The 13,751-nt window shown below is 39.5% G+C and carries 13 protein-coding genes; 8 read left to right on the forward strand and 5 right to left on the reverse strand.

From position 1 onward, the window contains the following. Window positions 1-138: 138 nt before the first annotated feature. Both B3H30_RS14715 and B3H30_RS14720 read right to left on the reverse strand, forming a co-directional pair. A complete protein-coding gene (locus B3H30_RS14715; protein WP_070561067.1) occupies window positions 139-1,083 on the reverse strand; it encodes an aldo/keto reductase in 945 nt (314 codons plus the stop codon). 190 nt (window positions 1,084-1,273) lie between these two features. Then, window positions 1,274-2,329, reverse strand: a complete 1,056-nt coding sequence (locus B3H30_RS14720) for an NAD(P)-dependent alcohol dehydrogenase (protein WP_070561202.1) — start codon at window positions 2,327-2,329, stop codon at window positions 1,274-1,276. Between the two features lie 199 nt (window positions 2,330-2,528). On the opposite strand from B3H30_RS14720, the gene B3H30_RS14725 reads away from it, so the two are divergent. Together B3H30_RS14725 and B3H30_RS14730 are read left to right on the forward strand one after the other, a co-directional pair. Continuing rightward, window positions 2,529-3,095, forward strand: coding sequence for a YceI family protein (locus B3H30_RS14725; RefSeq protein ID WP_070561068.1), 567 nt, complete (start codon window positions 2,529-2,531; stop codon window positions 3,093-3,095). Window positions 3,096-3,329: 234 nt separating this feature from the next. Then, window positions 3,330-3,914, forward strand: coding sequence for a hypothetical protein (locus tag B3H30_RS14730; protein ID WP_070561069.1), 585 nt, complete (start codon window positions 3,330-3,332; stop codon window positions 3,912-3,914). A 32-nt stretch (window positions 3,915-3,946) separates the two neighbouring features. Here the strand turns inward: B3H30_RS14730 and arr are convergent, their stop codons facing one another. Both arr and B3H30_RS14740 read right to left on the reverse strand, forming a co-directional pair. Beyond that, window positions 3,947-4,690 (reverse strand): NAD(+)--rifampin ADP-ribosyltransferase, encoded by a 744-nt coding sequence (gene arr, locus B3H30_RS14735; RefSeq protein ID WP_083295751.1) that lies wholly within the window; start codon window positions 4,688-4,690, stop codon window positions 3,947-3,949. A gap of 268 nt (window positions 4,691-4,958) precedes the next feature. After that, a complete protein-coding gene (locus tag B3H30_RS14740; RefSeq protein WP_175441938.1) occupies window positions 4,959-6,185 on the reverse strand; it encodes an amidohydrolase in 1,227 nt (408 codons plus the stop codon). 390 nt (window positions 6,186-6,575) lie between these two features. Between B3H30_RS14740 and B3H30_RS14745 the strand changes: the two genes are divergently transcribed. Further along, on the forward strand, window positions 6,576-7,220 hold the full coding sequence (locus B3H30_RS14745) for an ankyrin repeat domain-containing protein (RefSeq protein ID WP_201303541.1): 645 nt from the start codon (window positions 6,576-6,578) through the stop codon (window positions 7,218-7,220). A 149-nt stretch (window positions 7,221-7,369) separates the two neighbouring features. Here B3H30_RS14745 and B3H30_RS14750 read toward each other — a convergent pair whose 3' ends face one another. Continuing rightward, on the reverse strand, window positions 7,370-8,554 hold the full coding sequence (locus B3H30_RS14750; RefSeq protein WP_070561070.1) for a metallophosphoesterase: 1,185 nt from the start codon (window positions 8,552-8,554) through the stop codon (window positions 7,370-7,372). Window positions 8,555-8,871: 317 nt separating this feature from the next. Between B3H30_RS14750 and B3H30_RS14755 the strand changes: the two genes are divergently transcribed. The 5 genes from B3H30_RS14755 (at window position 8,872) to B3H30_RS14775 (ending at window position 13,748) form a co-directional block, all read left to right on the forward strand. After that, window positions 8,872-9,387: a DUF2975 domain-containing protein gene (locus B3H30_RS14755; protein WP_070561071.1), complete on the forward strand. Its 516-nt coding sequence runs from the start codon at window positions 8,872-8,874 to the stop codon at window positions 9,385-9,387. A 3-nt stretch (window positions 9,388-9,390) separates the two neighbouring features. After that, window positions 9,391-9,597, forward strand: a complete 207-nt coding sequence (locus B3H30_RS14760) for a helix-turn-helix domain-containing protein (protein WP_046672837.1) — start codon at window positions 9,391-9,393, stop codon at window positions 9,595-9,597. A 69-nt stretch (window positions 9,598-9,666) separates the two neighbouring features. Beyond that, on the forward strand, window positions 9,667-10,539 hold the full coding sequence (locus B3H30_RS14765; protein WP_070561072.1) for an ABC transporter ATP-binding protein: 873 nt from the start codon (window positions 9,667-9,669) through the stop codon (window positions 10,537-10,539). A 2-nt stretch (window positions 10,540-10,541) separates the two neighbouring features. Further along, window positions 10,542-12,758 carry a hypothetical protein gene (locus B3H30_RS14770; protein ID WP_070561073.1) on the forward strand — a complete coding sequence of 739 codons (2,217 nt, stop codon included), beginning with the start codon at window positions 10,542-10,544 and terminating at the stop codon, window positions 12,756-12,758. A gap of 261 nt (window positions 12,759-13,019) precedes the next feature. Beyond that, window positions 13,020-13,748: a M1 family aminopeptidase gene (locus B3H30_RS14775; protein WP_070561074.1), complete on the forward strand. Its 729-nt coding sequence runs from the start codon at window positions 13,020-13,022 to the stop codon at window positions 13,746-13,748. Window positions 13,749-13,751 lie beyond the last annotated feature (3 nt).

Here is a 13,751-nt window from a genome sequence, read left to right on the forward strand (position 1 = left end):
GATCAATTTAGCGTCCAATTTACGATAAACTTGTTAAAATACATAAGCTATCTCCACCGTCTATCAAGAACGACTTCTCAATAAAAACAAAATCCCTCAGAAATGTAGGGATTTTGTGATTGCTCTTTTACCGGTATTTTAATTGCTGACCTCGTTTAATAATTCGATATCTTCTGTATCCAACTTAAGAGCCGGCGCCGCACATAGCGTATCCAATTGACGCTCACTTGTGGCACTCACAATGGGAGCGGTAATCAGCGGTTTAGCCAACAACCATGCTAATGCTACAGTAGCCTGTTTTGTCTCATGCTTCTCGGAGATAGCATCGAGCGCTTTCAGGACAGCTTTACCTTTAGCATCAAAATATTTTTTGATCCCACCGCCCCTTGCCGTTTTATCAAAGTCAGTTTCAGTACGGTATTTACCGGTCAAGAAACCTGCTGCAAGCGACCAATATGGAAATACACTCAACCCATACTTCTCGACCAAGCCCGCATAATCTGTTTCAAAACCTGCACGCTCTACCAAATTGTAATGCGGTTGCAACGCAACATATTTGGGAAGACCGTTTTTCTCTGCTACATCAAAGCTTTCCGTTAAACGCGCTGGCGATAGATTGGAAGCGGCGATATAACGTACCTTGCCTGCCTCTATTAAGTCCGCATAAGCCGACAACGTCTCTTCCACGGGGGTTATGTTATCGTCAAAGTGGGTATAGTATAGATCTATATGATCTACTCCCAACCGTCGTAATGATTCATCAGCCGATTTCAAGATATGTTTCCTTGAGATATCATATCCGTGTTCCTTGGTCTCCGATCCGACTTTTGTTGCAATTACTATATTTTGACGGTTACCACGGCTTTTTAACCATTTTCCAATAATTTCTTCGGACTGCCCTCCGGTTCCATTTACCCACCACGAATAGGTGTCTGCCGTATCAATAAAATTAAACCCTGCTCCTACAAATTTATCTAACATTTCAAACGATTGCTGCTCATTTAATGTCCAGCCAAAAACATTCCCACCAAAATTAATTGGAGCTATCTGCAAATCTGTGTGCTGTATTTCTACCTTCTTCATTGAAATTATCTATTTTATTGTTCCTTTAAATAAAAAAATAGCTAAGCCTTTCCAGCTGAAAAGCTCAAGCTAAAGTTACGGTATCCATCTTGAATCATGTCAGCATTCTTCAAATCCAATTGTCAAAACGCGTAAAGATTTTATTGCGATTAAAAAAATAGGTCGGCTCTTTAACCGACCTGTTCTTGGATTACTTTTCAATAGACGACATGTCGATTACGAAACGATATTTTACATCACTATCCAATACCCTTTGATAAGCCTCATTTACATAGTCGATATCAATCATTTCTGTTTCGGGTAGAATATTATGTTCAGCACAAAAATCAAGCATATCTTGAGTTTCCTGTATTCCCCCAATGCTGGAAGCCGTTAGGATCTTATTTCCCCCCATAATTGAGCGTCCATTGATTTCCATGGGCGCAGCTGGAATCCCCACACAAATATAAACTCCCTTTGTTTTCAATAATGCAAGATAGAGGTTATAATCATGCGGTGCCGATACGGTATCAATAATAAAATCAAAATACGATGAGAATTCTCTTATTTCATCTGCCTCATGCGTATTTAAGAACTTGTGTGCGCCAAGTAGAGCCGCATCCTCCTTCTTACGTGGAGAATGGCTTATCATTGTGACTTCTGCTCCCATTGCTACTGCAATTTTAACAGCCATATGTCCCAATCCACCTAAGCCCAACACACCAACTTTATGTCCTTTGCTAATATTCCATCTTTTTAATGGCGAATAGGTGGTGATTCCAGCACAGAGTAGCGGTGCCACCTTTTTAATATCCAACGATTCCGGCACATGCAGCACAAAGTCCGCATCCGCAACAATATTATTGCTATAACCACCAAAAGTATAGCTGTGATCATGCATCACATCCTTGCTGTTGTAAGTCCAGACGGTCTTCTTTTCCGAACAGAACTGTTGTTGGTCTGACTTACAGTTATCGCATTCGCCACAGGAAGCCACCATACAACCGACACCTGCCAGGTCTCCTTTTTTGAACTTAGTCACTCCACTACCAACGGCACTTATCCGACCGACAATTTCGTGCCCGGGAACAATTGGGTACTGTGTACCACCCCACTCGTCATGTACTTGATGAATATCGGAGTGACAGATCCCGCTGTATAAGATATCTATTAAAACATCGTTTGCACCAAGCTCCCTCCTTTCAAACTCCCAGTATTCAAGTGGAGAACTGCTGTCTTTCGCCGCATAACCTTTCGACTTAATCATATTATCTTTTTTTATAGACCACAATTTGGATGCGAAGATATCTCCGATCCCCTTTTTATATTGTACTAAGTTAGCGGGTATTGATGACGAATAGAGCAAGGCAAACACAATATTGACACTCCGCAAACAAAAAAACAAGTTTAAACATAGAAATATCCGCACAAGACCATGTATATTTGAGTTCATATAAATCATTTCAATGAAAAGAACCAGTCTAACGCTAGCAATTATTTGCTTAACATCAATGGCTTTCGCCCAAAAGATAAGCTACAAAGTGAACACGCAAAATTCGACAATCAAATGGAATGCTAAAAAAGTTGTCGGAGGACATGTGGGAACAATCAATATACAAGAAGGAACGGTACAGACAGAAAAAGGGAAAATTACCGGCGGTGGTTTTACCATAGATATGAATTCCATGGCTTGTACTGATGCACCTAAATTGACCGGGCAACTAAAAAATGAAGATTTCTTCAATGTGCCTACCTATCCCAACAGTAAATTTGTCATCAGTAAGGTTGATAATAGCAAAGGCAATCCAATCATAACAGGCAATCTGACGATCAAGAATAAAACAAAATCGATCTCCTTTCCAGCAAAAGTCACCACAACTGCAGATGGGCTTTCCGCTGAAGCTATCGGAGTCAAAGTAAATCGACTGGACTTTGATATACAGTATCGTTCAGCAAGCTTTTTCTCCGACTTAGGCAATCGCGCTATCGATGATGAATTCACCTTAGATATCCTACTTAAGGCTGTAAAATAAAAACTATTAGAGCCATTTGTTAATACAGATGGCTCTTCCTTCATTGCATCGTACCGAGAATCGATATGATCTTCCCTCCTCAACATAGCGCGTCCGCGCATTTCTACAGCAGCAAACAAAGACTCCGTTAAATTAGATTTGATTCAAATTGCACTTAGTAACCGATAAGATTGACGAAAGTAAAGTTTTAAAATTATCTTTAAACTCCCAAAAGTAAGGTTAGACAAATTATATATGGAGAAAATAAAAACTTTTCAACAGCACGAGCTTAATAGAATTAGAAAAAATTGGAGTGACAGTGGCCTCGCATTTGAAAAGTTGGGAAGATCTTCTAACATAGCAGATTATTCAGATCGCGAGATCAATGAAATGCTTCTCGGCGTATATAAAGACAGTAAACATCTTATGGTCGATGAAGGCTACTTTATCGATCTCACCCAAGCCCGTAAAGCCAGCTGTATTTTGGTTGATGTATCCTATTCAAGACGTATCAAACCTGCTCCAAACAGCGTCCTTAGTCTTCAGGATATCCGTAATTTTTATATTGAAGATTATTTCATAGAAACGGAAGAAGCATTTTCCAATAGATACAAACATAAGATAACCGGTTATTTAAAAAAGATCGGCGGAATCAGTTTGGGCAAAGGGCAATACAATTACCTGTATTCTATTCCGAACGATTTCAAAACTTTTTTCGGCGATACGCCAGCCGATCTGTTCTATCCGATCCAACGTTATATCAATGGTTTATTTTTTGACGACGATTATCGAATTTCAGCCTTCGAAGTTATCAGCAAGATTGTTATCAGTAAGACATAACTCCGATTGCCGGAGCAGGCACTCGTGATTTCTTAATTGATAATGTCGCCGCCACTCTCGTCTAGTTTATCACGAAATTTTTCAAGTTCCTGAGTGCCGGGTTTTGCCCAATTAGCAACTTCACCAATAATTTTTAATGGAAATTCAGATCGATAGGAACGTGTCGGATTTCCGAGGAATTTCTGATCCGTCAGGTTGGGATCATGCTCATAATCACCGGTAGGTTCAACAATAAATACGCGCTCGCTACGCTCACCTTTTGCGAGTGCCGCTGCAAGTCCAGCCCCATTCATCAAGCCTGTAAAATAAATGTGGTTCATTTTTAAGTCAGCTTGATAGTTGGAATTGAAGCCTGGAACCAATAAATCGCCGATTTGTGCATCTGCTTTTGTCCCATGATAAAAAGGTCCCTTATCAAAGGGGATATTTTTATAAGAAGAGGCCAGCCGAGCATACTCACTTGCCATTGCTTCTTCTCCTAAGCCTGTGTAACAGGCGCAAATCTTCAAATACAATCCGGGTAATGCACTGGTCGTCCGGTCATCGTTGATTACCAATGCATGCTCTAAGGCTATGTGTAGCCATTTCAGACCATCAGACAGCGATTTTTGTTGCCGCGATACAAAATAAGCCGCAAAAAACTTTTCATGGTCATCACTTGCCTCCCGATAACCTTGCATAAAAAATGACAGTGATTCTTCCGCTCTACCGCTTTCTTCCAGTTGTATTCCTTTTAGACAAAGTTTGACAACTTCATTAAATGGTGAAAATTCCATCGTATAAATTATTTTTTATCCAACATACATTATTCTCGCCTCAATTACAAATGACCACTCCTTAAAAACATCTGTTCTACAGCAAGGCCTTGGACGTGAAAAGCCAGTTATGAGGATAACCGGCTCTTCAACAAAATTGTTCTCTTAATTTCAATATTTCTCCACGCAATAACGTACAATTGGTTGGGCATTTAGGAAACGACACATTGCTGGAATCCCGAAGGCAGTTAGCGTTCGGAACGCAATCATTATCCGATAGTGGCGTCCTTTAGAACACAATATTGCCTTTGTGAATCAATGAAGTCACAGGTGAAATCCGAGAAACTGCTTCAGCAGAACAACTTGCCTCAACAAAAACCATACTGGCTTCATCGCCCACTTTCGGCCATTGTTGATTTCCATTATTATCCAAAGGCAATTTGTAACGTGTGGCGAAAGCGAGTGTTCTGGATAAGCCGAATTCTGTTCCATAGCCATACAGCTCAGCAATTAGATTCGCTTTCTGGAGCATGTTTCCCGAACCAAAGGTATTCCAGTGATCCTGAATATTGTCATTTCCAATCAAAACTTCCACACCATATTTTCGAAGTGTCGGAATAGGCATAATCATATTGCCAAAAGGCACTGAGGAGACGATTCCCACGCCCGCCTCGGCAAGACGCGCCGCAATTTTTTCGACTTCGACATTTGCGAGACGGCTAAGTGCAAAAGCGTGGCTAACAAAAGCTTTTCCTTTTAATTGGGGGTTTTCCAATGTTCGGTCGATCAAAAAGTCGATTGTCTTTAGACCACTTTCTCCCATTTCATGGAGATGTATGTCAACTCCCTTATCGTTATCAAGCGCCAACCGGGTAATCTGCTCCATACTTTTTTCAATACTTCCGTCCAAAGAGTACGGATCTACTCCACCGATGAAACTAACAGCATCCAGTTTTGCAACATCCTTCAAAATGGGTAAGGTATCCGTATAATAGAGACCATGCTGTGGAAAAGCAACCAGCTCCACGTCTACCGTGTCTTTTTTTGATGCAAGCGCCTTTTCTAAATTTGTTAGCGATCTTAGTCCAGATGTTGGATCAACATTGAAATGCGAACGAATAAAATCAGTTCCGTATGCCTGCAGAAAATTCAGCATTTTGCCCGTTCTTTCGACCGAGGTGCTTAACCATTCAGGAATCATCTTTTGCTCATACGCGATCATATCTTTTACGGTATGCCGCGTGGGAGATACTGCTTCCCATGGCAAACCAAACAACATTTTATCCAAATGGGCATGCATATCCTTAAAGGCCGGCAACATCAAATGTCCTTTTGCATCGATTCCATTGGCATTTGGGGTATTTGGTTTGATTCCTTTGATCTTACCCGCTTCAACTTCTACACAGCATAAAGCGGTATTTGTACTTATTACTTCCTCTCCATCAAACTCGAATCCCGTCTCAAGCCGTACGTTTTTTAAAATATATGTTTTAGCTTTCATATTTCTTTTGATCATATTCTTTTTTCTAAAATTTACTAGACAATGGAAACGGTATTATTTTTTCCGCATTTATGACTTAGTATGACCAAAACAAAGGTCGCGATGATTTTTCTGGATGTTTTGCAGAATACATCTCGAAGCTTGAACAATTTATCACAACGCAAACTTTGACTTAACATTGTGTGTGAGCAGGAGCTACACGAGTACACTTTCAGCCAGTGTTTGACCAATAATAGCGAAATTTAAGATCCACGCTTGTAATAAATTGTCCAACAGATGGAATGAAAACCACATTGTAAAAACAGCCCTATCTCCTATTTTTGTACTAGACGTCAAACTTATTCGACAGTTTATCGAAAATTACAGCATAATAGAATGATGAAAACGACTTTAATACTCCTGATCATGATGAGCATAACAAGTTCGTGCCGATCGGCATTAACAGAAAACTCCTATACTGAAAATTCGTCCCAGGAAGAGATTATTCAATTGGTCATCAAAAATGACCTGCAGGGAGTAAGAAGAGCACTAGAAAATAAGGCCAACGTAAACAGCAAAGATGCGAACAAACGTACTCTTCTACTTATCGCTACAAACAATGGAGCTCTTGAAATGGCCAAATTATTGGTAGAATATGGCGCCGATGTCAACATTCAGGCTGATAATATGGATAGCCCACTTTTATACGCGGGAGCAAGTGGGCAAGTTGAACTCGTCAAGCTTTTCTTAGATCACGGTGCTCGCTTTGATTTATTTAATCGATATAATGGCACAGCTTTAATACCGGCATGTGAACGTGGACATGTAGAAACGGTAAGATTATTGGCCAATACTAAAAATTTTCCGTTAGATCATGTCAATCGCTTAGGATGGACCGCTTTGATGGAAGGAATTATACTCGGTGACGGAAGCAAAAAATATCAGGAAATCGTTCAGATTCTAAAAGATGCCGGAGCAAAATTAGATATTCCGGACTTCAATGGCACAAGCCCGTTGCAACACGCACAACAAAGAGGCTTCAATGAAATTGTTAAGATACTAACATTATAAATATCAAGGTTCATCTTCCATTAAATGGTCAAATTTAAATAAAATTTCAGTAAGGATCTCACCATGCTGCAGATCAGTGTATGTTTCACCAATTGAAGGAAATGAACCTTATCGATTAATAGATGAGTGTTGTATCTCATACCGAAATATCAGGCAACGCTTTTCCGTAATGTAATAACTGTAATTTCCGGCCAAACACCTATCCGCCCCTTTAGGCCATGAAAACCAAAACCACGGTTGACATAAAGATATTTTCCCTGTTTTTGATAAAGTCCAGCCCACTGTTTATAAAAATACTGAATTGGACTCCATTTTAACCCAAATAGTTCTATCCCAAACTGCATACCATGTGTATGACCAGCCAGCGTTAAATGGACATGTTGATCATAGTCCAAAGTAACATGATCCCAATGTGAAGGATCATGAGACATTAAAATTTTAAACGTATCTTTTTCTAATCCAAGAGTTGCCTTAGCCAAATCGCCATATTGATGAAACCCTCCTTTTCCCCAATTTTCAACACCAATTAACGAGATACGCTCACCTTGCTTTTCTATAGCTATCGATTCGTTTAGCAACAATTTAAACCCCATTTCATGATGAATTTCCTTGAGCCTATTCAAATTTAAGGCTTTTGATTTCATGCTTTCCCATTGCACATAATCCCCATAGTCGTGATTTCCAAGGACAGAAAACTTTCCCGAAGGAGCTTCTAATCGATTGAAGTCTAAAACCCAGGGTTCCATTTCGGAAGCCTTATTATTGACTAGATCGCCCGTAAACAATAACAGATCACTGTTTTGTGCATTGGCCAATTCGATACCTTTACGTACTCTTTTGATATCAGATAAACTCCCTGAATGAATATCCGACAGCTGTGTAATTTTAAAACCGTCGAACGCCGCAGGTAGATCAGGAAAAGTCAAGACTTCCTCACGCACTTTATAAAAATAACGACCTTTCGTTAAACCGAAAAAAATAACCAACAGCATGGCTCCCGCCAAAAACAATACAATTTCACTCAAAAATAGACTTCGTGGAGGAAAGGAACTAAAAATACGCATAAGATCTTCAACAAATAAAAAGGGCACTGCAAGCAATTTTGGGATGAAAACAATTAAAAATGCTGTGATCAGACTTGTGGCGGTCCGCTGGACATCATAACCCGTTCTCCGTAAAAAAATTAAAATAAAAACACCCAAAAACAGCAGAATATCAATCCCCCAATACATGTTGTGCCAAATTGAACCATGAATAACCGTACTAAACGCCTGAAAAAAATAGATATCTCCCAAAACGAATAGGAATATTATCAGTAAGAGTCTCTTTGCCATAGTGATTAAAGTATTGATTTTAAATCACTAATGATATGCCAAAAGATATTTTTTAACTTTTACAGCCCTTATCCTCTTAAATAGTGATGTCTATGTGACAATCGCATCGCTGTTGGCAGGGATCGATATAAGGGTTGTACGATCGATTTAAATTCCTGTCAATATGTCGCACTAGCTCCACATTCTCGCAGGCGCCAAAGTCAATGTAAGTGTTTGAGCATCCTATCATTTCTCTATAAATATTCTATTTTAATAAATAATTACCGTATAACGGTAATTATTTATATATTTACAGTATCAAACCAAATTATTACATAATGAACCGGACAAAAATAATCGGCAGAATCTTATTCTATATAACTTCACTTTTAGGGAGCTTATATTTAATCATAACCCTGTATGCCTTGATATGCCTGCTGACAGGCTGGAACACAGCATCCTATGGCAATGGGATGTTTCTTCATATCAACTATCCATTTACCATAACGCCCTTGATGAATGTGGATAATAACGTATCGTACAAAGTATTTTCATTCTTACTACCCCTGTCATTCTATACCATCTTTTTTCTCTTGTCTGCGCAAATATTTAAATTGTTTACCCGAAGGAAGCTATTTACCAAATTCCACCTGCTTATACTCAAACGATATTACAGGTTAAATATATTGCTACCAATCGTCTGCACGGCTATTGCTGCAGTATTTGTTACAGTCGAAGGGGGTATTGCCATACTCATTGCTGTACATTTCATTTTAGGCATTTTTGTTTTTTTCCTCGCGGAAATCTTCCGGCAAGGCCTCCATTTACAGGATGAACAAGATTTATATATCTAGTACATGGCTATTGTTGTAAATATAGATGTAATGCTGGCCAAACGAAAAATGCAAAGCAAAGAACTTGCAGAACAAATCGGCATTACACAAGGTAATCTTTCGGTATTAAAAACGGGAAAGGCAAAAGGTATACGTTTCGAAACGCTACAAGCGATATGCACTGTATTGGAGTGTCAACCAGGTGATATATTGGAATTCGTGCCAGATTAGCGCATAAAACCATGACATTAAATATTAATAGGGCCCAGATTGCGATGTGGGTATAAAGACAAGTCTGTTATGAACCAGTTAAAAATCCAGAATCTTTCGAAAACGTATCCTAACGGGATGAAAGCAATTACGGGACTTTCATTACATATCGGTCAGGGCATGTTTGGACTGCTAGGTCCAAATGGAGCTGGAAAATCGACATTAATGAAGATCATTGCCGGCTTAGAACAGGCAGATACCGGTTCCATCGTATTGAATGATGTCAATATTTTAAATGAGCCCTCTTTTATAAAAAAACAGCTCGGTTACCTACCGCAAGATTTTGGAGTATATCCGCATCTGTCGGCTTATCAACTCATGCATCATCTTGCCGTACTTAAAGGAATTAAAAAAGAGGGACGAAAAGAACATATATTAGATTTGCTCGCACGTGTAAATCTTTACGAATTCCGTGACAAAGAAGTTCACAATTTTTCGGGAGGAATGCGGCAACGTTTTGGTATTGCGCAGGCGATGTTGGGTTCGCCTCAAATTATCATTGTAGACGAACCCACAGCGGGCCTCGATCCGCAAGTGCGCAATCGTTTCAACAATCTACTTAGTGAAATCGGGGAACAGATGATAGTGATCCTTTCAACACATCTAGTGGAAGATGTGCGAAGCCTCTGTGCTCAAATGGCCATTATCAATAACGGAAGTTTGATGGTCAATGGCGCACCCAACGACTTTTTAAAATCGTTGGAAGGCCGTATTTGGGCAAAAACGATTGACAAGAATGAATTACGTTATTTTAACGAAAATTTTCACACCTTATCAGCCCAATTACACGGGGGGCGGCTAGACGTCCATATTTATGCCACAAAAAGCCCAGGGAATGGTTTTGAGCAAATTAAACCTGATCTTGAAGATGTCTATTTCACACATTTATCTCAAATTGTATAGCCATGTTTATCGACTACTTTCTACTGGAAGTCAGCTTTTACTTTCCAAAAAAATGGTTTCTGGCACTATTATGCTGTTTTTTTGCATTTGGTTATTGGGTTAGTGTCATAGCTTCTTTTTCATTTGCCGGTGTTTACGCCAATTCTCCCTTTGTGTTAACTTACACCATAGGATTAGTATCGCTATTGAATATCTTTACTATCGTTATTTTTTCATCACAAATATTTTTACGTGAAATAGATGCACGATTTTCATCACTCCTGTATACAACCCTTGTCAATAAAAATATTTTTCAACTGAGTCGTTTTGTGCTGGTGTTTCTGATCACGGCCCTTACATTTCTATTCTTTATCCTTGGGCTGATGTTCGGTCATGCTTCACAAGGAGATGAACATGAGAAATTTATGCCATTCCGTATGCTCAACTACCTACAGCCCTATATACTACTCGTCCTTCCAAATATTTTTTTCTGCACCGCAACTGTTAGTGCAATTGCTTGGACCAGCCGTAGTAAAATGCTTGTTTTTCTTTCGGGAGTTTTCATTTATATCCTATACTTCGCTGTCTCTTTATTTTCGAATTCGCCATTATTTGCCAACGCATCCCCCGTTTCCTCCGAGACCATGAGCCGGATGGCCATAGTCGACCCTTTTGGTCTGGCTGCTTTCTTTGAACAATGTCAGTCATGGAGCCCAGCTTTGAAAAACTCGACATTGCTCCAGCTCAAAGGAAATTTTTTGATAAACCGGATTGGTCTACTTGTATTTTCATCTGCATTGACGTTACTTGCGATCCGTCGAGCACGTTTTCATTGCACGACAAAAAAGAATATAAAACCGCCGCTGCAAAAGGCTGGAAACCAGCCAATCCTTCCTAGGGGACAAATAAGCATATCCGAAAAAGGTTGGCTTTATGATTGGCATACGCTTTATAGCTTTCTAAAGATTGACCTTCGAGCCCTACTAAAAGGTTTACCCTTTGTCGTTGTCATTGCGCTATGGTTGTTTTTTCTAGGTATGGAAATATACAGTAACATCGATGCAGGAATGCGCCTACCACAACGCTATGCCAGCACGGGATTAATGGTTCGGAACATCATCAATAGCTTTCCTCTTTTTTTACTTTCCGTCCTATCTTTTTATGGCATGGAAACAGTCTGGAGATCTCGAAGTACGCGGATATATGTACTCGAAGACAGCACTCCAGTACAAGTAACAGTTGTCATGCTGGCCAAGTGGATCTCGTTGTGCTGTATTGCATTATTACTTATTACAATAAGCATTCTGCAATGCATGGTTCTTCAACTTATATTCCAATATCCAAAAATTGAATGGAATCTATATCTAAGTCTTTTTTATATCCTTGGCGTCCCATCTCTACTGGATGCTTCAGTTATTATCAGTATACAGACTATTGTGGGACTAAAATATCCAGCATTACTTTTGACAGTCTTGTTTTTTGCATTGACCAATTCCTTTATTGGTACCATGCTTGGCATAGAGCATCCACTTTTCCGTTTTGCAAAATCACCCTTAAACTATAGCGGCGACATGAATGGGTTTGGCGCCTATCTGCATGCATTTGGCTTTAAAATGATCTACTGGACTTCCTTTTCGGCCCTTATCGCTATTGGCACAACGCTCACCCGGCAAAAGGCAAGATCTTTTTCAGTAAACTTAAAATCGCATTCAAAGTTAAAGGTCTTCGCTGTGTTAATGGTTGCTGTCTTGTTGATTTCAGGCCATTTCATCTATCAGCGAACTCAAGTCGGCAATTCAGCAGCGGAAATAGATTGGATGCAACATTATGAACAGAAATACAGGCACTATCAGCATATTCCCCAGCCAACGATCGTTTCGGTCAAAACCGAAATAGATCTTTATCCGACGTCAAATGAATATATCATTAGTGGTCTATATAAGCTAGTCAATAAATCAGCCGCTCCGCTGGATAGTCTATTACTTTACACGGATCCTGCTATGGAATTAGCACATGTCAACATAGACCGCGCCGTACAAAAAGCTACCGACAGCACCTATGGTCACCACCGATTTAAACTAACAAGCCCCTTCATGCCTGGAGATTCTATTACAATGGAATTTACAATAAAATACAAATGGACACCGTTCAATCGTCACGATCCCATGAATGCTATCTTAGCTAATGGTTCTTTTATGCGTATCAGTCGCTATTACCCCATATTTGGTTATCAGCAATAAAATGAAATAGAAGACCCACTTGAGCGTAAAAAGCGAGCGCTGGGAAAAGCAAGCGCTTTAAAAAAGTTAGAACAGCCTGATGCTCTTCCCTACGACTATGGATATGTCGACCTTGAAACAATTATTTCGAGTGACAGTGACCAAACCTGTATCGCGACTGGAGAATTTATCAGAAAATGGCAAAAAGGAAATCGAAACTTTTTTCACTATAAATCAACAGGACCAATTCCCTTCCGTTTCGGTATATCATCAGCTGTATATATGGTTGAAAAATCCTCTTACGACAATATATCCATCGAGGTATATTATGACAGCAAACACGCGGAGAATGTTAAACAACTTATAAACGACTCAAAGCAAACTTTAGCCTATTGTCAAAACAACTTTGGAAAATATCCATTTAAAAGCATACGTTTCGTCGAAATATCTGGATTTGTTAGTGGATTTAACGCGACGGCTTATCCCGGTATGATTTTTATGAATGAGAACATGACCTTTCATTCAGATCTACGTCGCGAAAAAACAAGAGACGTCATTAATGAACTTGCCGGCCATGAGTTATCGCACCAATGGTGGGGTAACAGTCAAATTGACCCCGATGACCGGAGAGAAGGCGCTACAATGCTAACAGAAACGCTCGCTATGTATACCGAATTAATGTGTTATAAACACAAACATGGTCCCGAAGGAGTAAAGAAAATGGTCAAAATGTATCAAGATCTTTATGACATTGGAAAAGCAAACAGTGTAGACGAAGATTTAATGAGAGTATCCCCTGGAAATACAAACGTTGCCTATTATAAAGGCCTTTTAGCCATGTATCAATTACATGAATTGATAGGTGAACAAAAAATAAATACTGCTTTGAGGACTTTTTTACAGCACTATGCCTTTCCACATCGACCGCCCACAAGTAAGGACCTAATTCATGAATTTCTCAGGATCAGCGAACCAGCATTGCACAAGAACATCCGTAAACTATTTTTGTAGAAA

The organism is Sphingobacterium sp. UBA7038 (assembly GCF_002494055.1).
GTDB lineage: Bacteria > Bacteroidota > Bacteroidia > Sphingobacteriales > Sphingobacteriaceae > Sphingobacterium > Sphingobacterium multivorum.